This is a genomic window from Polaribacter marinaquae, from assembly GCF_038019025.1.
Lineage (GTDB): Bacteria > Bacteroidota > Bacteroidia > Flavobacteriales > Flavobacteriaceae > Polaribacter > Polaribacter marinaquae.
In genome coordinates this window covers 1,460,814-1,482,894 of sequence record NZ_CP150496.1, presented here as the reverse complement: position 1 = coordinate 1,482,894, position 22,081 = coordinate 1,460,814, and the positions used below count along the sequence as shown (strand labels likewise).

General features: G+C 29.6%; 15 protein-coding genes. 9 read left to right on the top strand and 6 right to left on the bottom strand.

What is annotated here, in order from left to right:
• Positions 1–45: 45 nt before the first annotated feature.
• Positions 46–1,188, top strand: a complete 1,143-nt coding sequence (locus tag WG950_RS06815) for a cystathionine gamma-synthase (protein WP_340935098.1) — start codon at positions 46–48, stop codon at positions 1,186–1,188.
• Between the two features lie 67 nt (positions 1,189–1,255).
• Here the strand turns inward: WG950_RS06815 and WG950_RS06810 are convergent, their stop codons facing one another.
• From WG950_RS06810 to WG950_RS06800, 3 genes are read right to left on the bottom strand one after another with little or no spacing between them, the layout of a single operon-like run.
• Positions 1,256–1,870 carry a deoxynucleoside kinase gene (locus WG950_RS06810; protein WP_077811129.1) on the bottom strand — a complete coding sequence of 205 codons (615 nt, stop codon included), beginning with the start codon at positions 1,868–1,870 and terminating at the stop codon, positions 1,256–1,258.
• 53 nt (positions 1,871–1,923) lie between these two features.
• Positions 1,924–2,601, bottom strand: coding sequence for a response regulator transcription factor (locus WG950_RS06805; protein ID WP_340935095.1), 678 nt, complete (start codon positions 2,599–2,601; stop codon positions 1,924–1,926).
• Complete coding sequence (locus WG950_RS06800; protein ID WP_340935093.1) at positions 2,594–4,192, bottom strand: HAMP domain-containing sensor histidine kinase; 1,599 nt, start codon at positions 4,190–4,192, stop codon at positions 2,594–2,596. Before WG950_RS06800 ends, WG950_RS06805 begins: the two co-directional genes overlap by 8 nt.
• 120 nt (positions 4,193–4,312) lie before the next feature.
• Between WG950_RS06800 and WG950_RS06795 the strand changes: the two genes are divergently transcribed.
• From WG950_RS06795 to gldA, 6 genes are all read left to right on the top strand, one after another.
• Complete coding sequence (locus WG950_RS06795; protein WP_340935091.1) at positions 4,313–4,669, top strand: hypothetical protein; 357 nt, start codon at positions 4,313–4,315, stop codon at positions 4,667–4,669.
• A gap of 12 nt (positions 4,670–4,681) precedes the next feature.
• The gene (locus WG950_RS06790; RefSeq protein WP_340935089.1) at positions 4,682–5,524 is read left to right on the top strand and encodes a GLPGLI family protein; all 843 of its coding nucleotides are present in this window, start codon (positions 4,682–4,684) and stop codon (positions 5,522–5,524) included.
• 110 nt (positions 5,525–5,634) lie between these two features.
• Complete coding sequence (locus tag WG950_RS06785; RefSeq protein WP_077811134.1) at positions 5,635–6,504, top strand: GLPGLI family protein; 870 nt, start codon at positions 5,635–5,637, stop codon at positions 6,502–6,504.
• Positions 6,505–6,526: 22 nt separating this feature from the next.
• Positions 6,527–9,319, top strand: coding sequence for a carboxypeptidase-like regulatory domain-containing protein (locus WG950_RS06780; RefSeq protein WP_340935086.1), 2,793 nt, complete (start codon positions 6,527–6,529; stop codon positions 9,317–9,319).
• Positions 9,320–9,391: 72 nt separating this feature from the next.
• The gene (locus WG950_RS06775; RefSeq protein WP_340935084.1) at positions 9,392–10,162 is read left to right on the top strand and encodes a hypothetical protein; all 771 of its coding nucleotides are present in this window, start codon (positions 9,392–9,394) and stop codon (positions 10,160–10,162) included.
• Between the two features lie 39 nt (positions 10,163–10,201).
• The gene (gldA, locus tag WG950_RS06770; protein WP_340935083.1) at positions 10,202–11,098 is read left to right on the top strand and encodes a gliding motility-associated ABC transporter ATP-binding subunit GldA; all 897 of its coding nucleotides are present in this window, start codon (positions 10,202–10,204) and stop codon (positions 11,096–11,098) included.
• Here the strand turns inward: gldA and WG950_RS06765 are convergent.
• The 3 genes from WG950_RS06765 to dnaE all read right to left on the bottom strand — a co-directional run bounded on the left by WG950_RS06765 (position 11,095) and on the right by dnaE (position 17,554).
• Positions 11,095–11,769, bottom strand: a complete 675-nt coding sequence (locus WG950_RS06765; RefSeq protein WP_340935081.1) for an HAD family phosphatase — start codon at positions 11,767–11,769, stop codon at positions 11,095–11,097. The two genes, gldA and WG950_RS06765, sit on opposite strands and share 4 nt — an antisense overlap.
• A complete protein-coding gene (locus WG950_RS06760; protein ID WP_340935079.1) occupies positions 11,747–13,081 on the bottom strand; it encodes a D-arabinono-1,4-lactone oxidase in 1,335 nt (444 codons plus the stop codon). Before WG950_RS06760 ends, WG950_RS06765 begins: the two co-directional genes overlap by 23 nt.
• Positions 13,082–13,213: 132 nt before the next feature.
• Complete coding sequence (gene dnaE, locus WG950_RS06755) at positions 13,214–17,554, bottom strand: DNA polymerase III subunit alpha (protein WP_340935077.1); 4,341 nt, start codon at positions 17,552–17,554, stop codon at positions 13,214–13,216.
• Positions 17,555–17,840: 286 nt separating this feature from the next.
• On the opposite strand from dnaE, the gene WG950_RS06750 reads away from it, so the two are divergent.
• Both WG950_RS06750 and WG950_RS06745 read left to right on the top strand, forming a co-directional pair.
• Positions 17,841–21,002: a TonB-dependent receptor gene (locus WG950_RS06750; RefSeq protein ID WP_340935075.1), complete on the top strand. Its 3,162-nt coding sequence runs from the start codon at positions 17,841–17,843 to the stop codon at positions 21,000–21,002.
• A 69-nt stretch (positions 21,003–21,071) separates the two neighbouring features.
• Entirely contained in the window at positions 21,072–22,076 is a 1,005-nt protein-coding gene (locus WG950_RS06745; protein ID WP_340935074.1) for an endonuclease/exonuclease/phosphatase family protein, read from the top strand.
• Positions 22,077–22,081: the final 5 nt, after the last annotated feature.

Genomic DNA, 22,081 nt, shown 5'->3' with positions numbered 1-22,081 from the left:
CTATTTGCTGGTTATTAGCAATTAGAAGTTAAAAGCTATCAAACAATGAAATTTAATACAAAAACTATTCACGGAGGCCAAAAACCAGAAAAATCAACAGGCGCAATTATGCCGCCAATTTTTCAAACATCAACATACGCACAAACAAACCCAGATCAAGAATTTCATTATTCAAGAGGAGAAAATCCAACAAGAAAAGCTTTAGAAGATAGTTTTGCTGCAATAGAAAATGGTACAAAAGGTTTTGCTTTTTCATCTGGTTTAGCTGCAATAGACGCAGTTTTAAGACTTTTAAAACCCGGAGACGAAATAATTGCAGGAGACGATTTGTATGGCGGAACGTATAGAATGTTTACAAAATTATTTCAAAAATATGGTCTAGAATTTTCTTTTGTAGATACAGATAGTTTAAAAAATATTACAGATAAAATTACTGAGAATACCAAGTTAATTTGGTTAGAAACACCAACAAATCCGTTAATGAAAATTGCAGATATAAATGCAATTTCTAATGCTGTAAAAGAAATTAATAACGAAATTTTAATAGCAGTAGACAATACATTTGCAACGCCTTATTTACAGCAACCTTTAAATTTAGGTGCGGATATTGTAATGCATTCTGCCACAAAATATCTTGGTGGGCATTCAGACATTATTATGGGCGCATTAATGGTTAAAGATGCTAAATTAGCAGAAGAAATTCATTTTATTCAATTTGCTGCAGGCGCAATTGCAGGTCCAATGGATTCTTTTTTGGCTCTAAGAGGTATAAAAACCTTGCATATTAGAATCCAACGTCATTGCGAAAATGGTAAAGTAATTGCTAATTTTCTTAAAAATCATCCAAAAGTTGGTAAAGTTTATTATCCTGGTTTAGCAGAACATCCAAATTTTGAATTAGCAAAAAAACAAATGAAAGACTTCGGCGGAATGGTTTCTTTCTCTTTAAAAGAAGAAACTAAAGAAGCTGCTTTTAAATTTTTAGAAAACACAAAGTTATTTACTTTGGCAGAATCTTTAGGAGGTGTAGAAAGTTTAGCAAACCATTCTGCAACAATGTCGCATGCATCAATACCAGAAGAAGAACGTTTAAAAATTGGTATTACAGATTCTTTAATTCGTTTAAGTGTTGGTATAGAAGATGTAGAAGATTTAATACAAGATCTAGAAAATGCTTTACAAGCATAATATTTAAGACACAAAAAAAGGGAGAAATTTTAAAATTTCTCCCTTTTTTGTTTCTAGTAATTCTCAATTAAAATAAACCATTAATTTGAGAATCTATTCGATCTATAATATATCCTAAATCTTCTTGATTTTTAACAAAATCTAAATTATCAACATCTATAACTAATAACTTTCCTTTGGTATATTTAGAAATAAAAGCTTCATAACGCTCGTTTAGTCTGCTTAAATAATCAATAGAAATAGAGTTTTCATATTCTCTACCACGTTTGTGTATTTGGCCAACCAAAGTAGAAATATCTGCACGTAAATAAATTAATAAATCCGGTGGTTGTACTAAATTTTCCATCAATTCAAATAAAGAAGAATAATTGCTAAAATCTCTATTTGTCATTAAGCCCATTGCGTGTAAGTTTGGTGCAAAAATATGAGCATCTTCATAAATAGTTCTGTCTTGTATAATGTTTTGTCCAGATTCTCTTAGTTCTAAGATCTGTCTAAATCTACTATTTAAAAAATATACTTGTAAATTAAAAGACCAGCGCTCCATCTCTGTGTAAAAATCATCTAAATAAGGATTTTCATCAACAGCTTCAAAATGAGGTTTCCAATTGTAATGTTTCGCTAAAAGTTTGGTTAGCGTAGTTTTACCAGCGCCAATATTTCCTGCAATTGCAACGTGCATATATAAAAAGGTATAAAATTAAAACGGTGGATAAAGGTACATAAATTTTATAATTAACAAATTAATTTATAACCAAAACCACGCACATTAATTATTTGAATATTTTCATCCTGGTTTAATTTCTTTCTTAATTTAGAAATAAAAACATCCATACTTCTTGCATTAAAAAAATCATCGTTTCCCCATAATTTATTTAAAATAAAAGTTCTGTCTAAAACTTCATTTTTCTTTTCGAAAAGATAGAATAATAATTGCGCTTCTCTGTGTGTAAGTTGTTGCTCTTCCTCAGAAAAAGTAAGAGTTTGTTTCGTTAAATTAAATAAGTAATTTCCAATTTTTATATTTTCTGTATCAGTTTTTAGTTCAATTCTATTTAGCAAAGCTTTAATTCTTACAATTAATTCTTCCATAGAAAATGGCTTTTTTAAATAATCGTTGCCTCCATTATTAAATCCTTCTAAAACATCAGACGTTTGCGATTTTGCGGTAAGAAATATAATAGGAATATGTTTGTTTTCTGCTCTAATTTCTTTGGCAAGTGTAAAACCATCTTTAATTGGCATCATTACATCTAAAACTAAAATATCTGGTTTTTCTTTCTGATATTTTTCGAGTGCAATTTTACCGTTTTCTGCATGAAATACTGTAAAATTTCTAGTTTCTAAACTTTCTTTTACAATCATACCTAAACTAGCTTCGTCTTCTGCAAGTAAAACTTTTATATTATTCATTTGGCAAGTTTATTTTAAATATTGTGTTGTTTTTTGTTGAAGATAAAGTTAGTGAACCAGCATGTTTTTCAATAATTTTTTTACTGTAATATAGTCCTATTCCAAAGCCTTTTACATTGTGTGTGTTTCCTTTAGGTACTCTGTAAAATTTATCAAAAATTTTATCTTGTAGATTTTTGTTGATTCCGTTACCATTGTCTGCAACAGATATTTCTGTGGTATTTAAAATAGAATTGATATTAATTTCTATGGCATTGCCGCCATATTTAACAGCATTATCTATTAAGTTAGAAACAGCATTTTCAAAATGAAAATTATCAACATTTAAATAGATAGGTTTTAGGTTTGTAGAAAAGTTAATTTCTTTATCAGTATTTAAAAATTGATGTTTATTTACTAATTTCTCTATGGTATTTGTAATATCTATAGATTCTTTTTTTAAGATTAATTGTTCACTATCTAATGTTGCAGTTTCTAGTAGTTTTTCTACCATTTGATGCAATTTTTTTAGTTGAACAGAAGACATCGAAAGGTATTTTTTAGTTTTTTCTTTATCATCTAAAACATTAAAATTTTCTATGGCTTCTATGGCTGTAGCAACTGTGGCTATTGGTGTTTTAAATTCGTGTGTTATATTACTAATTAAATCGTTTTTTATGATTGCCAATTCTTTTTGTTGATTGATTACTTTTAGCATATAAAATAGACTGTAAATTACTGCTAATGATAGTAAAAAAGATAAAAATATACCCAAAGTACTTCGTTTTAAAGTTTCAATATTGGGGTTGTTGTAGATCAGTTTAAACTCTTCGTTGTCTTTAACGTAGGTAGACTTAGAACTAACGGAAAAAAACTCTTCATCTAAAATAGAATCTTTTGTTTTATGAAATAAAGTATCATTTTTAAAATGATGAAAACTTGTTTTTAGAATTATCTTTTTTTGTGATAACTGTTTTTCAACTAAAGAATCTATCTTATCATATTCTATACTTTCATCTATAAAAGAAATAAAAATTGGTTTTATGTTTTTTAAAAACTTTAAGCTATCTGCTGCTTTTTTACCCTTAAAATATTTTACATTAGTTTTAGAGCCATCATTATTTATTGTAATACCTTGTTTAGAATCTAAAAGTTGCGTTAAAACTTTACTTTTTTTCTGTTTTTTTACGACTACACTGTCTATTTTAGTGTTAAAATTAGTAACAAATTCCTTGGTAGAATTCATCATAGAATCTATTTTTTCTTTAGAAAGGTTATCATTAGAAGTTATTTTTATATTATTGATAGTAACTTTTGGTTTTACTTTTTCAGAGTTGTTTTCTTTTAACTTTTGTAAAATTTTACCGATAGAATTTTCTTCAATCGTTTTACTGTTATTTGGCTTGTTCTCTATAATAGTTAAGAAGTTACTTTTTGCCAAAGAAGAGTAATATTCTTCTACAGCATTGTCTAAACTTAACTGAATTTCGTTTGTTACCTGTCTTTTATTTTCTTCGTAGTTTTTATAATTCCAATAGAATTGTATAGCAATAGTTGCAAAAATTGTAATGGTAATTAAGTATAAAATCCACTTTTGTTTTTTACTTGTCATGTTACAAATATAGGTTCTAAATATTATAAAATGAGTCGGTTAACACTCGTTAACACTCGTTAACTATAAATTGTTTTGTTGTGTTGCACCTTTGTAGTGTTCAATTTAAAAAACAATATTATGAAAAAACTAACTACTTTATTTTTACTTTTTATTTCGCTACTTATAAATGCACAAGAAAGCAATACAAAAGCAGCTTATTCTAAAGATGAAATTTCTAAAATAACTTCTTTGGCTTTTACTTCAACTTCTGTAAAAGATTTAGAAAAGATTAATTGGAAAGACATTGAAAGTATTTTTGAACACAATAAACCTAATGAAAAAATTGCATTGAGTTTTGAGTTGGATTTGAAAGATTCTAAAAATAAATTTAAAGGTAAAATGGAAGTTTCTGGAGAAACAAAAAACATTGATTCTTTAATATATAAATCAAAAAAAATAATAAAGACATTAATTAAAATTTCTAAAAAATACTAAAACCACTAAATTATGAAAACACTATTAACAACATTTGCATTTTTGATGGTAGTATCATTCAATGCTCAAAATTTTCAAGGAAAAGCTATTTATAAAACTAGTAGAAAATCGAACGTTAAATTTGGCAACGATAAAAAATCTACAATGTCAGATGAAATGAAGTTAAAACTACAAGCTAGATTGCAAAAAATGAATCAGAAAACCTATAATCTAGATTTTAACAAATATGAATCTGTTTATAAACAAGATGTTGCATTAGGTGCACCAAGAACTCAAGTTGGTGGTGCTCAGATAAAAATGATTTCTTTTGGTGGTGGAAGTAGTGCTTTTTTGTATAAAAATATAAAAGAAAAGCGATACGCAAAACAAACAGAAATACAAGGCAAACGCTTTTTAATAAAAGATCAAATAAATAAAAAGGATTGGGTAATGTCTTCAGAAACAAAAAATATTGGAAAGTATACCTGTTATAAAGCAACTTATACAAAAGAAGTTGAAAATAAAAAAATGACGCTTGTTGATGGTAAATCAGAAATAAAAACTACAAAAGAAAAGGTAACTACAACAGCTTGGTATACGCCAGAAATACCTTTAAGTCATGGTCCTGATAACTATCAAGGTTTACCTGGTTTAATTTTAGAAATTAATGATGGTAAAACCACAATTGTTTGCACAGAGATCATTATAAATCCTTCTGAAAAAACAGCTATTACAGAGCCAAAAAAAGGGAAGGTAGTTAGTCAGAAAAAATTTAATAAAATTCAGGAAGAAAAGTCTAACGAATTAATGGAAAAATTTAAAAGTAGAAATGGTATGGATTTAGGAAATGGCATAAATATTAAAATGGGAGGATAATCTTTTTTAGTTCTAGTAAAAAATTAAACGAGCAAATTAAACTTTTAAGTTTTTTTTAAGTCTTATTAGAAATTACTAATACTATTTTAGTGAAAAAAGATAAAAAAATCATGAAACAATTAATTACATTATTCTTAGCCTTTGTTACAATTGGTGTATTTGCTCAGAAAAATTTTCAAGGAAAAGCAACCTATATGTCTAAAACTACTTTAGATATGAGTAGTTGGGGAGGCAGAATGAATAGCATGTCTGAAGCACAAAAGAAACAAATTGCAGATAGGATGAAATCGATGTTAGAAAAAACATTTATTTTAAGTTTTGATAAAACAGCATCTATTTATAAAGAGGATGAAAAATTAGAAGCGCCTGGTGCAGGTGGTGGATTTAGAATGGGAGGTTTAACTGATGGAGGTACTAAGTATAAAAATACAAAAGAACTTGTAGCATTAGAGTCTAAAGAGTTTTTTGGTAAAAACTTTTTGATTTCTGATACTATGGAAATGCCGCAGTGGGAGTTAGGTAGCGAAACAAAAAAAATAGGAAACTATATTTGTTATAAAGCAACACTTACCAAAGATGTAGATGCTACAGATTGGAGAAACATGAGAAGAAGAAACAGAGATGATGATAAGAAGAAAAAGGATGCTAACAAAGACACTACAGAGACAGTAAAAGTTACAGAAGATATAGAAATACCAAAAAAAATAACGGTTACAGCGTGGTATACACCACAAATACCGGTAAGTAATGGTCCTGGAGAGTATTGGGGATTGCCAGGTTTAATTTTAGAAATTAATGAAGGAAGAACTACTATTTTATGTACAGAAATTGTACTAAATCCCTCAGAAAAATTAGAAATTGAGAAGCCAACAAAAGGAGATAAAGTTACAAGAAAAGAATACACAGATGCAATTACTAAAAAAATGGAAGAGTTTAGAAATAGCAGAGGTAGAGGTAGAGGTGGAAGAGGTAGATTTTAATTATTAAAACATAAAATACACAATGAAAAAATTACTACTATTAACCATTTTTATGGTTTCATTTATTTCTAGTGCGCAAATTACTCTTACAGGAGTTGTAAAAGATAGTATCGGCTCACCTCTAGAAATGGCAAACATTTTAGCTGTAAACAAGGCAACAAAAAAAATGTCTTCATATGGTTTTACAGATGTAAAAGGAAATTACAAATTAGATTTAGATAAAAATCAAACTTTCGAAATTAAAATAAGTTACATTGGTTTTAAAACTGTAGATTTTGTTGTAGAAACTAAATCAGAGAATATTGTAAAAAATATTACACTTAAAGAAGATAATTCTTTAGATGAAATTACAATTGTATCTAAAATGCCGGTTACCATAAAAGGAGACACAATAGTGTATAACGCAGATTCTTTTAAAAATGGTTCTGAACGAAAACTAGAAGATGTATTAAAAAAATTACCCGGAGTAGAAATTAATGATGATGGACAAATTGAGGTGGAAGGTAAAGTCGTAGAAAAAATTACTGTAGATGGTAAAGAGTTTTTTAGTGGAGATACAAAATTAGCATCTAAAAATATCCCTTCTAATGCAGTAGATAAAATACAAGTACTAAGAAATTTTTCTGATGTAAATCAGTTAAGCGGTGTTCAAAATAATCAAGATAGAGTAGCTATTAATATAAAATTAAAGGAAGGGAAAAAGAATTTTTGGTTTGGAGATGTCTATGCAGGTGCTGGATTTACACCAAGTGATGATTTATACTTGTTTCAGCCCAAACTATTTTATTACAATCCAAAATATACATTAAATGTAATTGGAGATATCAATAATTTAGGTGAAGCAGTATTAAATAGAAGAGATTTAAGAGGTTTTAGCGGAGGTTTTAGAAGTCAAAGTCCGTCAAATGGAACAAATATAAATTTAGCAAGTGCTGGCATTGGTTTTTTAACACCAAATGCTAGAAATGCGAATAGAATAGAAACAAAACTAACCGCTTTAAACTTTAGTTACTCGCCAAATAAAAAATTAGATTTTAGTGGTTATTTAATTTGGTCTAGTAATAGTAACGGACAAAGAAATAGAAATATTATAGATTATAATGATCCATCTATACCAGATGATGTTACAGATAACACAACAGATCAAACAAGTAATTCTGGTTTATTTAACTTTAAAACGATCTATAAGAAAAATATAAACAATCAATTAAATTACGATTTAAATGGTCGCTTTACAAACGAGTTTAGATTAGATAATGGTACATCTCAAATAATAGGTAATAATGTGCCAATTGTAGAAAACGAGAGCGCAACACCATTTACAATCAATCAGAACTTAAGTTACTTTTATACAGCAAACGAAAACAATATTTTTGCCCTAGAAGTACAACATCAATTGCAAGACGAAGATCCTTTTTATGTATCTTCTATAGAGAATTTAGATCAAGATCCAAACAATAATGTAGATGGTTTTGATTCTGCAGCAGATGTTTTAGGTTTAGATAAATCACAACAGTTTTATACTTTAGAACAAGACAGACGAGTAAAATCTAATCAATTAGATGCAAAATTAGATTACTATTATATTATAAATAATAAAAGCAACTTTAATTTTGTAGGTGGTACTATTTTAAGTAAGCAAAACTTTGATTCTAGGTTTTTTCAACTTTTAGATAATGGCAGTTCATTAGATCCAACTTTAAATATTCCTAATTTAGCAAACCCAAGCACTACAAATGATGTAGAATACAATTTTACAGATATCTATGCAGGTATGCGTTATCGTGTTAAAGCAGGTATTTTTACTTTTAGGCCAGGTTTTACGGCACATTCTTACAATATTAATAATACCCAAGTTGGTGCAATAACAGATTTTAAAGATTCTTTTACTAAAATTTTACCAGAATTAAATATTATTGCTCAATTTAAAAAGAGTGAAAGTTTGCGTTTCAATTACAGACAGCAAGTTAATTTTACGGATGTAAATCAACTAGCAGAAGGTATCGTTGCTAGAAGTTATAATTCATTTTTCTTTGGAAATAATGATATTATGAATGCTAGAGTAGAATCTATGAGTTTAAATTATAGTAGTTTTAATTTATTTAACAATATGTTTGTTTTTGGTGGATTAAACTATAACAAAACGATGGAGCAAATTGCTTCAATTGCAGATTTTGTTCCAGACGCAAATAACCCAAATGTAAGATCTAATGTTTCTACTAATACTAATTTAAACCTGCCTTATGATATAGAATCTATTAGTGCTTTTGGTCGATTTACAAAAACGTTTAGAAAAATTAGAACAAGTTTGGCAGCAAGCTTTTCAGATTCTCAAGCCTATCAATTATTTGGTACGGAAACTACAAAGTTAAATACCCAAAGTTATTCTATTACTCCAGGTATTAGAACTAACTATACAAAAGCGCCTAATGTTAGTTTAAACTATAGAGCTTCTTTTTCAGATCAAAACAGAACAGAATTAAGTACAAATAATGTTTCTAATTTTAAATCTGTTACGCATGCACCTTCTATAAATTTTGATGCTTATATTTGGAATTCTCTAACGTTAACTTCTGATTTTACTTACAATGAAGTTAGACAAAATGGTCAGCATCAAAATTCTTTTAAAATTTGGGATTTATCATTATCATATAGAAAAGATAAAGATGCAAAGTGGGAGTATGAGTTTCAAGCAAGTAACATATTAGGAACAGAATCGAGAGTAAGTGTTAATAATGGAAATATTTCAAATTCGATTAACGAAACTTTTATTTTGCCTAGGTTAGTTACTTTTAGAGTAAGATATCAATTATAAAATATTTTAGTAAAAATTAAAAAGGCTCAAGAAATTGAGCCTTTTTTTATTTACTTTAATTATTTTAGCCGTATGAGTTTGTTAGCTACAAAGTCTCCTTTTTTTGCAACTTTTAAAAGTTTAGGAGCACTATTTTTATTTATAGGTTTTGGTCTTTTTTTAGACAGTTTCTACATGGTAGAAATTACAGATAATGCACAGTTATATGCAACTATTAGCATGATGATTGGTTTTTTAATTACTTTTTGGAGAGTAAATAAAAGAGTTAAAGAACAAATGATTTACGCTGTTTTAATTGGTATTATTGGCGAGTATTTGTTTTCTATTGTTATGGGTATGTATTCTTACAGATTGGGTAACGTGCCTCATTACGTGCCACCAGGTCATGCTTTGGTTTATGTAGCCGTTTTATACTTTTCTAAAGCATCATCAATTATTAAAAATAAAATTAAGCTAGAAAAATTTTTCACAATTTTTATATTGATTTATGCAACTGTTTTCTTAATTTTTAGAAATGATGTTTTTGGTTTTGTAATGACTATTGCAACAATTTTAATCTTAAGAAAGAAGCCAAGAGAAAGATTGTTTTATCTATCTATGTACATAACTGTAGCTTATTTAGAAATTGTAGGTACTAATTATTTATGTTGGCAATGGCCATCTACGGCTTGGGGTGTATTCGATTTTTTACCAAGTCACAATCCGCCAAGTGGTATAAGTTTTTTCTATTTTTTATTAGATTTAGGCACACTTTGGCTGTATAAAAAACGTCATAAAATAGCTTGGTCTCGAATGAAGAATGTTCGAAAGATTCGATTAAATTTATCAAAAACTACAAACTAAAATAAACGTAATACCGTTTTGTATTAAAAGAGGTTTTAAATGTCTATAAATGTAAAATCAGTTTCAAAAATATATAAAACTCAAAAAGCCTTAAATAATGTTTCTTTTGCTGCAGAAAAAGGACAAATTGTTGGCTTTTTAGGTCCTAACGGAGCAGGGAAATCTACAATAATGAAGATTTTAACGGGTTTTATAAAACCTACTGATGGTGAAGTTTTTGTAAATGAAATTGATGTGAAACAATTTCCTTTAGAAGTACAAAAAATCATCGGTTATTTACCAGAACACAATCCTTTATATACAGATATGTATGTAAAAGAATATCTGCAGTTTCAAGCATCAGTTCATAAAATCGATAAATCAGAAGTTAATATTTGTATAGAAAAAGTTGGTTTAACTGCAGAAGCACATAAAAAAATTAATCAACTGTCTAAAGGATATCAACAAAGAGTTGGTTTAGCGGCTGCAATTTTACATAATCCAGAAATTTTAATTTTAGATGAACCTACTACAGGTTTAGACCCTAATCAATTAGTAGAAATTAGAGCTTTAATTAAAGAGTTAGGAAAAAATAAAACTGTTTTGTTTTCATCACATATCATGCAAGAAGTAGAAGCTGTTTGCGATCGAGTAATTATCATAAAAAAAGGTGAGATTTTAATTGATAAAAAATTAGCAGAACTTACACAAACTAAAGAGCAAATTATAGAAGTTACTTTTGATTATAAGATTGAAGAACAATTTATAAGTAGACTACAAAATGTGGTTTCTTACAAAAACAATTACGACAATACTTGGTATATTACTTTTGAAAGTGAACAAGATATGAGACCCATAATTTTTGATTTTGCTCAAGAAAACGGTCTGAAAATTTTAAGTCTAAATAAGCAGAATAAAAATTTAGAAACTTTTTTTAGAGAAATAACTAATGATTAATCATTAGTTTTTTCTTCTATTATATAGTTGTATGCTTCTAAAAGTGTTGGAAAAGTTATACTACTTCCCGCGCTTTTAAGTTCTGTATCTGTATATTGTGTTGTAATTCCTATCGGAATCATACCAGCAGCTTTTGCTGCATTTGTGCCTGTTAAACTGTCTTCAAAAACCCATAAATCTTTAAAATCTTCTTCATTAAAGTTTAATGCTCTGGCTAAAGTTTTATATGCCTCTGGATCTGGTTTAGGTTTTTCATAATCCTGTACACCAAATACAGTAGTAAAATTTAGATTTAAATGGGTAATACTATTTTTTAAAAACTGTTTAGTTGCATTACTAGCAATACCATAAGGTATATTTTCTTTGGATAAAAAATCTGTAAATTCGTTAACTCCGGGTAATAAGTCCGGAATCGTAAAAAATTTATCAAGATGAATATCCTTTAGTAAAAACAATTCTTCGGCTTTATTTTCTTGACCAATTGTGCTACAATAATAAGCTGCAATTACCATTGGAGATTTACCTGCATGACTTTTAGGAAAAGGAGGAATTTCTTTATTAAATAATTCTTTAAAAGCACTAGCCCAAGCATTTCCGTGGCTTTTAAAACTATGCACAATTACGCCATCAAAATCGAATAAAAAACCTTTAGGCAATACTTTTTTTAACATTTGCTAACTTCTTTTCATTTACCAATTTAGATAAATAAGGATTTAAAAATTTATTTGTTGGGTCTAATTCTCTTCTTAGTTCTTTGAAATCTTCCCATTTAGGATATATTTTAGATAATTGCGCATCTTTTGCTGCAAACCTTTTACCCCAATGTGGTCTACCACCGTGTTTAAGAAAAATTCTTTCTACACTTTTAAATGCCTCATAAGTATCTGCCGTAGCAGCATTTCTAGATACACAACCCATTGTAACAATATCTTCTTTGTAAGCGTAGCTTAACCAAGCGTTGTCTTTTTGTACAAAACGTACATCCATCGGTATGTGAATAAAAGATTTATTGTCCCATTTATTTACTTCTTCTTTTAGTTCTTTAAAAACTTGCGGAAATTTGTCTAAACCTATCGTCCATTCTGCTAATTCTAAAGTAGAACCTCTAGATTTTGTAACCGTCGCTTGATATAAAGAACCTTTGTGTTCTTTTTTCGAACTAAAAAAAGCTTTAGCTAAAATATTGTTTGCAATTGCCGTAATCCAAGGAAATTTATGCGAATATTTATATAAAATTTTAGAAGCTGTTCTTCTATGTTTTAAATACTTTGGTCCGTTGTTTACATTAATTTCTTTGTCCTTATCAATTTTATCTCCAGTTATAACATAACCTTTACTGGTATGAGGCAACCATAGAACACGTAAAAAATCGTGCTGTTTTAAACGATCTTTTATTTTTGGTAACCATTCTTTATCATTTTCTGGGCGTTCTTTAACATGTAAAGTATACTCTGTTTCACATTTAAAAGTTATTTCAGAAAGCACTCCTAACATTCCTAATGAAACTTTTACAGCATTCATTAATTCATCCGAACTCTTAATTTCTTTGACAGATCCATCTGCCAAAACCAATCTACAAGAGGTAATGTATTCTGATAAAAGTTTACCACTTGTACCATGTGTTCCTGTAGCTAAAGCGCCACCAACTGTAACTGTATTAATATCTGGCAAACAAGGTATGCACCAGCCAACTTTTTCGATAGCTTCTAATAAATCACCTAAAATTACGCCAGATTGCACAGTAATTGTTTTGTCATTATAATTGTAAGAAACTATTTTGTTATAGGTTTTCATGTCTAACAAAGCATTGGTACCTGCTGCAATATCTGCAGAGGACTGTTTGTTTCCAAAAAAACGGATTTTATCATTGTTTGCAATTACATCTTGTAGTTCATTTTCTGTGGTGATTTTAAATAAAGACTTATAATTGTGTTTTAAGTTTTCATTCCAACTTACCCAAACTCCGTTTTCTTTTTGTTTCATGATATTCTATTTTTGTTAAACAAAAATAGTAATAAATAGTTTTATGTTACTATTATTTTGTTTTTTTTTGATTTATAGTAGCTATAGTTTCATAGTTAAAATTTATTAGTTAGGTCAATTTTATAAGTTTAACTAATTCAATTTATACTTAATTTGCTGTTTTTCTAAAGTTGCTAATAACTCATTAGTAATGTGCAGTTTTGTATTTCTACTTGGCAAACTGATTTCTAATTTTTCTTTTTCGTCCCAAATTGTAAAGTTTAAGTTTTGTTTACCTGGTTTGTTTTTTAGAATAGATTCTAAATTTAAAATAGTATCCTCTTTAATGTCACTTAACGGTAATTGAATAGTTACTTTTTTACAAAGTTCATCCATAATGTCGTGAAGTAATTTCATTTCTGTAAACTTTAATCTTGGTTCGCCAGCAACACCTGTTTCCTTGTTCGTCCAACCAGGTTGTATGGTAGATCTTACAAATAAAAATGAATTTGGTACTAAGAAATGTTTCATTTTTAGGTAATCTTCACCAAAAATTCTAAATTCGTGACTATCACCATAATCTTCTATTGTAAAAGCTGCCCAACCTTTTCCTGCTTTAGAAACTCTGTGTTGTACATCGGTAATAATACCTGCAAAAGCCATGTTCATACCAACATATTTTGCAAGATCACCTTTAAAATGTTTTAAAGAAGCGTTACAAAATTTAAGTTCATTTTTAAAATCATCTAAAGGATGTGCAGAAATATAAATTCCGATAACTTCCTTTTCTTGCGAAAGTAATTCCATAGTTCCCCAAGTTTCACATTGCGGAATATCTGGTTCTGGAAACTGAACCGTAGAAGCTTCACCAAACATAGAAACTTGTGCAGAATTTTCATTTTCTTGATATTTACTACCAAACTTCATGGCGCGTTCTAAAAACGTTTGTCCTTTTTCGTCAGTATCAAAATATTGCGCTCTGTGTGTATCTGTAAAAGAATCGAAAGCACCTGCTTTAATTAAACTATCAAAAGATTTTTTATTGGCAGCTCTTAAATCTACACGTTTTGCTAAATCGAATATAGAAGTATAGTTTCCGTTTTCTTCTCTTTCTTTAATAATTGCTCTTACAGCACTTGCACCAACTCCTTTAACAGCAGCCATACCAAAACGAACAGCTCCTTCTTTATTTACAGAAAATTTCAAGTAAGATTCATTTAAATCTGGCCCTAAAACTTCTAGTCCCATTCGTTTACATTCTTCCATAAAGAACGATACCGATTTAATATCGTTCATGTTGTTAGAAAGTACAGATGCCATATATTCTGCCGGATAATGCGCTTTTAAATATGCAGTTTGATACGCGATCCAAGCATAACAAGTAGAATGCGATTTGTTAAAAGCATAACTTGCAAATGCCTCCCAATCTTTCCAGATTTTTTCTAGTTTTTTAGGATCATGACCATTTGCAGCTGCTTGTTCTACAAATTTAGGTTTCATTTTATCTAGAACGGCAATTTGTTTTTTACCCATTGCTTTACGTAAAACATCGGCTTCACCTTTGGTGAAATCTGCCAATTTTTGCGATAAAAGCATTACTTGCTCTTGGTAAACTGTAATTCCATACGTTTCTGCCAAATATTCTTCCATGGCAGGTAAATCGTACTCAATATCTTCAGTTCCGTGTTTTCTATTAATAAAACTCGGAATGTATTCCATTGGTCCAGGACGATACAAAGCATTCATTGCAATTAAATCTGCAAAAACCGTTGGTTTTAAAGAACGCATGTGTTTTTGCATGCCGGGAGATTCATATTGAAAAACACCAACTGTTTCTCCTCTTTGAAACAATTCGTAAGTTTTTACATCATCTAAAGAAAAATTTTCTGGATCTAATTCTACGCCATGTCTAGCTTTTACAATTTTTACGGTATCTTTAATTAAAGTAAGCGTTTTTAATCCTAAGAAATCCATTTTTAACAAACCTGCATTTTCTACCACAGAGTTGTCAAATTGGGTAACATACATATCGGAATCTTTAGCCAAAGAAACCGGAACATAATTAGTAATATCACCAGGCGTAATAATTACACCACATGCATGTATACCAGTATTTCTAACAGAACCTTCTAATATTGTTGCTTTATTTACAGTTTCTGATGCTAAATCAGAACCATAAGAAATAGTTCTTAGTTCTTCTACAAGTTGTTTCTCTTCAGCTCTTAAACCATCAACTTTTCCTTTACTTTTAGGATCGTCACCAAAAATATTTTTTAGTTTAATTCCTGGAATTAATTTTGCAATTCTATCGGCTTCAAACAACGGTAAATCTAAAACCCTGGCAGTATCTCTAATAGAAGATTTTGCAGCCATTGTACCGTAAGTAATAATTTGAGCAACTTGGTTTGCGCCGTATTTGTCAATTACATAATCCATAACTCGTCCACGACCTTCATCATCAAAATCAATATCAATATCGGGCATCGAAACACGTTCTGGATTTAAGAAACGCTCGAAAAGTAAATCATATTTAATGGGATCAATATTTGTAATCCAAAGACAATATGCAACTACAGAACCTGCGGCAGAACCACGACCAGGACCAACTGCAACATCCATGTTTCTGGCTTCTCTAATAAAATCTTCAACAATCAAGAAGTAACCAGGATATCCTGTTTTTTCAATAACTTCCAATTCAAAATCTAACCTTTCTTTGATAGATTCTGTAATTTCTCCGTAACGTTTTTTGGCACCTTCAAAAGTTAGGTGTTTTAAAAAAGCATTTTCTCCACGTTTTCCTCCGTCGATTTTATCTTCTTCGGATAAAAATTCTTCTGGAATATCAAAAGCAGGTAATAAAACGTCTCTAGCAAGCGTAAATATTTCTATTTTATCTACAATTTCTTGAATATTGATAATGGCTTCTGGTAAATCTGCAAAGAGTTTTTTCATTTCATCTGAAGATTTGAAATAATACTCTTGATTAGGCAAACCATATCTATAACCACGACCTTTACCAATTGGAGTAGCTTGTTTTTCACCATCTTTTACACACAATAAAATATCGTGTGCATTGGCATCTTTTTTATCTAGATAAAAAGTATTGTTTGTCGCAATAACTTTTATATCATGTTTTTTAGAAAATTTAAGTAAAGTTTCGTTAACAATTTTTTCGTCTTGTTGATCATGACGCATTAATTCGATATAAAAATCGTCTTTAAATTGTTCTTTCCACCAAAGTAAAGCTTCTTCTGCTTGTTTTTCACCTAAATTTAAAATCTTACTAGGAACTTCACCATATAAATTTCCGGTTAAAACAATAATATCTTCCTTATATTTTTCTACTAAAGCTTTGTCTATTCTTGGTACATAATAAAAACCATCTACAAAGGCTGCAGAAGACATTTTAGCCAAATTATGATATCCGTTTTTATTTTTTGCTAATAAAACTACTTGATATCCGTTGTCTTTTTGTGATTTGTTTTTATGGTCTTCACAAATGTTAAACTCGCAACCAATAATTGGTTTCATAGGAGTTTCGGCATTTTTATTATGACTTAAAACTGCGTTTACAAAATGGAAAGCACCCATCATGTTTGCAGTATCTGTCATAGCAACCGCCGGCATGTTATATTTTGCTGCAGCTTTTACAATGTTACCCAATTGCATGGTACTTTGTAAAACAGAATATTGTGTGTGATTGTGTAAATGAGAAAACTGTACATCTTTTAATTCTGCTAAACCTTCTGATGTAGATTTAGTTTCTGAAACTCCTTTTAATTTTTCTAAACGCTTACGAATCTTATCGCTTTCTTGTTTTAGATTGATGTGTTTTAAACCAATTACTTGAATTGGTTTCGGATTTGCTTCAGAGAAATTCTTAAAATAATCTGCATCTACATCTAATTCTTCTTGCGTAAATTCTCTTAAACGAATCAACTCTAAAAAACAACGTGTAGTTGCTTCAACATCGGCAGTTGCATTGTGAGCTTCACCAAAACCAACGCCAAATAAATGATTGTGCAATTCTGTTAATGTTGGTAATTTAAATTTACCACCTCGACCACCAGGAATTTGACACATGGTAGCTGTTTTTTCTGTACAAGTATCTAAAAGAGGTAAAGAGGTTAAGTTGTTTTCTACACCTAATCTATGAAACTCACAGCCCATAATATTAATATCGAAACCAACATTTTGACCTACAATAAATTTTGTTTTTTTTAAAGCTTCGTTAAAAAGTTCTAAACCTTTATCTAATTTGATACCTTGTTCTTCTGCCAATTCAGTAGAAATACCGTGAATTCTTTCTGCATCATACGGAATATTAAAACCATCTGGCTGAATAAGAAAATCGTTGTGTTCTAGCACATTTCCCATTTTGTCATGCAATTGCCATGCAATTTGAATACACCTTGGCCAATTGTCTGTATCGGTAATTGGTGCGTTCCAGCTTTTTGGTAAACCAGTAGTTTCTGTATCAAAAATTAAGTACATAAATTGCTTTTAGTTTGATGATTTTATTCTTTTGAAAAGGACTGTAAATTTAGAGTTTTGTTATTGATTTTTAGACTAACAATGCAATCTTTTATCAACATTAAAAACCACTTTTTTATTGCTTAAAAATAACAATTTTGGTTATTCTTTTTAATATTAAATCTATCTTAAGTTAATATTAAGTCTTTATCAATGTTAATATTTAACATCGGTTATGCTGTTTTGGATTATAGTTTTGAGGTTAATTAAAAACCTAACTTTTATTTAAATTATGAAACTATCAATAATGAAAACAAGAATAACCATTGTAGCATTATTTGCTTTTGGTATGTTGTTTTTAAACAGTAATCAAACCTATGGTCAGGCTACAAATGCGACTGTTAAAGGTAAAATTATAGATGCAGAAGGCTTGCCTTTAATGGGTGCAACTGTTATTGTAAAAAACACGGCTACTGGTTTTACATCTGGTACAACAACTAATGAAACCGGTAATTATAAAATACAGCAATTGCCTTTGGGTGGTCCTTATAATGTAACTGCTAAATTTTTGGGCTTTCAAGATGCTGTAAAAAAAGGTTTTATGTTAAATCTTAACGATGCAATCTCTTTAGATTTTACTTTACAAGAATCTTCTACTTCTTTAAGTGAAATTGTAATTTCTACAAATAGTATTGTAAAAAGAATACAACAAGTAGGCGCTTCAACAAAAATTGGCGCAGGTCAAATTAAAAATTTACCATCCGAAGGAAGAAATTTTACAAGATTAACAAGCCTGTCTCCTTTACAAGGTGGCGGAAGCATAAATCTTGGTGGGCAAAGAAGAACGTCTACAAATGTTACTATTGATGGTGTAAATTTTAGAAATACACTAACAGCAGGTGAAATTGGTCGTGGACCTTATACAATTTCTCAAGAAGCAATTAGAGAGTTTGAAGTGTCTACAAACGATTATGACGTTACGCAGGGTAGACAAGGTGGTGGTTCTATTACTTCGGTTACTAAATCTGGTACAAATAATTTTGAAGGAAGTGCATTTTTTTATCACAGAGCAGATAATTTACAAAGTCAATATACAATACAAGGTCAAGAAAGAAGTGCAGATTTTTACAATTCGCAATCTGGTTTAAGTATTGGAGGACCAATAATTGAAGATAAATTACATTTTTTCTTAGTTTACGAAAGACAAGATGCCGGTGATCCTCAATTTATCGCAAATATAGAAAGTGACGACGATGCGAATAGATTAGGAATATCTGAAGGTAATTTAAATAGATTTTTACAGATTGGTAGAGATAAATATGGTGTAAGTAATTCACAGCAAATTGGTCAATTTGATAGAGTAACAGAGGCAAATAACCTGTTCTTTAGACTTGATTGGCAAATAAATGATAAGCATAGATTAACATTTAGAAATTTGTATAATAAATGGGACAATCCTTTTAGTGTAAGTGATAATTCTAGTATTGAGATTGCAGAATCTTTTTCTGATTTTGTATCAAAAGAAAATAGTATGTTTTTGTCTTTACGTTCTGTTTTTACGCCAAGTGTAACCAACGAATTTAAAGTACAATATCAGCGTGCAGAACGTATATTTAGTCCAAATTCTGAATTGCCTTCTCAAAACATACCAAGAGCAATTGTACAAGTAGAATCTGTTTTGCCAAACGGAAAAACAAGTAATAGAAGTGTGCAGTTAGGTGGACAGCGTTTTACACCAGAAACAAATTTAGAAAATCAAATACAAATTTCTAACACAACCTATTTAACTAAAGGAAAGTTTAATTTTACTTTTGGTACAGATAATATGATAACTGCATTAGAAACGCAGTTGTCAAATGAGCAAAATGGTCGTTTTTTCTTCGATTCTTTAGATGATTTCGATAATTTAAATCCGTCTAGATTTGCAAGAGAAGTTCCGTTACAAGGTTCTACTTTGGTAAAGCAAACTGTTTTAGATTTATCAGTTTTTGGACAAGTAGAATTTGATATCAATCCTAATTTAAATTTTTCTGCAGGTGTTAGATATGATGCAACAGCATTTGTTAATTCTGCAGAATTTAATCCATTAGTTTTTCAAGAATTAGGAATTCGTACAGATGTAAAGCCAGAAGATTTTGATAATATTCAGCCAAGGTTTCAATTAATATGGAATATAAAAGGAAAAGACACAGATATTTTAAAACTTGGTGGAGGTATTTTTACTTCTCAGCCACATTATTATGCGCAAGTAAATAATATACAAAATAGCGGAACATTAATTGGTGCTGTTGATGTTACAGGTGCAGATGTTCCTTCTCCAAATTTTCCTGGTTACAGAAACGATCCAAATACAGTTCCTGGTGTGCCAGCGGGTGTTACACCGTTTTCTACAATAAATGCTGTAAGTCCAGATTTCGAAATTCCAACAATATACAAGGCAAACGTAAATTATACACACTTTTTCGGAGATAAATATAGTTTAGGTGTAAATGCAATTTTTAGTCACACTAAGAACAATTATGTTTATCAAGAAGCTAATTTAGTTTCAGAGCCTTATTTTGTAACGCCAGAAGGAAGAGAAGTTTTTGTGCCTGCAAATACAATTCCTTCAAACGGAAGAGCAGATTGGACGGCGTCAAGAGCTTCTGATTTAGTTGGAAGAACGTTGGTTTTAAATTCTGATGGAATTCTAGATAATTTAGCTTTAGTTGTAGAAGGTTCTGCAAAAATTGGTGAAGACGGTTATTTAAACGCAAGTTTTACCGTAAATAGTTCTAAAGATAATTCTTCTTACAACTGTTGTGTTGCAAATACATCTACTTTTTTACCTGTTACAGGAGATCCTAGAGATTTAAATTATGGGTATTCTGATAATCATTTTGATACTAAACTTGTTGTAAACGGAGCAACACCAACTTGGAAAGGTTTTACCTTAGGTGCTACTGTTGTTGGTACTGGCGGATCTAGATATTCTTTACATACTTCAGGAAACAAAAGTGCAAACGGAGATTTTAACTTGAGCAATGATATTGCATATATCTACGATCCAGCAGATCCAAGTACACCACAAAATATTGTAGATGATTACAACGAAATTTTAAACGATCCAGAAACTACAGATGGTTTTAAAGAGTATTTAAGAGAAAGTTTTGGTGGTTTTGCAGAAAGAAATGGTGGTAAAAACCCATTTAGAGCAACTGTAGATCTTCGTCTTCAGAAAAAAATTGAATTTAATGGTTCTAAAAGTGCTTTAGAGTTTTCTGCAGATGTTTTCAATTTTATGAACTTACTTAACAAAGAATGGGGAAGAACAAATAATTTTAGTAGAAGAAGAAATTTTATGAATATCACTGGTTTCGATCAAAATACCAAAAGTTATACTTATAGTGTACAAACTGGTGCGGGTACAGAACCAATTAATGGAACTCCATGGAGATTACAATTAGGTGTTAGATATTCTTTTAATTAAAATAGTGTTGATTTAGTTTTTAAGGCTTGGTAAATTTTTATCAGGCTTTTTTTTAACAAAATGAAATTTATGAAATATAGCATATATATAGTTGTAACCTTATTAATGATTATTGGTTGTTCTCAATCTAAAAATCTTATCGATACAGATAATTCTTTTGCTAAAGAAAATTATCTAGCAAATAAAACCGGAGCCGTTTTACCTGTTGATTATAAGTTTGTAAATAAAAAAAGTTTTAAAGTTTTAACATGGAATGTAGAGCATTTTGTGGATGCTTTCGATAACCCTTACATAAATTCTAAAAGAGAGAATAACCCAGACTCTTTAATGAGTAATAAAGTAGCTTATCTAGCGGATGCTTTAACTAAGATAAATGCAGATGTTGTTGTGCTTCAAGAGTTTGAAAGTGCTAGCTTTTTAAAAAATATTGCAGCAACTAAATTGCAAAATATGGGATATAAACACTTTGCAGATATACCAAGTCATGGTTGGTATATGAATGTAGTTGTAATGAGCAAAGTGCCTTTGGGTGTAATATATGGTTATGGTAATGTAACAACGCCTGTTTTAAATTATAAAGATGAAAACGGATTAGCGCAAACTCAAAATAATTTAAATACCAGAATGTGGTCTATAGAAGTGTATCCAAGTAAAAATTATAATTTTCTTCTTACGGGAGTTCATTTAAAAGCTGGTAGAGGAGAGAGAAATATAGCAATGAGAAAAGGACAGATTAACTTTTTAAAACAGCAGTTTAAACGTTTTTTAAAAGAGGATAAAAATAAAAACATTATGGTTCTTGGAGATTTTAATAGTGTACAAAACAGTGAAGAAATAAATATGTTTTTAAATGAAAAAGTGAAGAAAGAAAGATTTATCGATCCTTTGCCAAAAAACATCATGACGCACAATTCTAAAGATCCTAAACGTAGATTAGATTATATCTTGATAAACACAAATATGTTTAAAGAATATATTCAAAAATCTGCAAGTGTACCTCAATTATACAATGCACATAAAATGAGTATTATTAGTGATCATTTACCTGTTGTAGCAAAATTTAACATTAATTAGAAAAA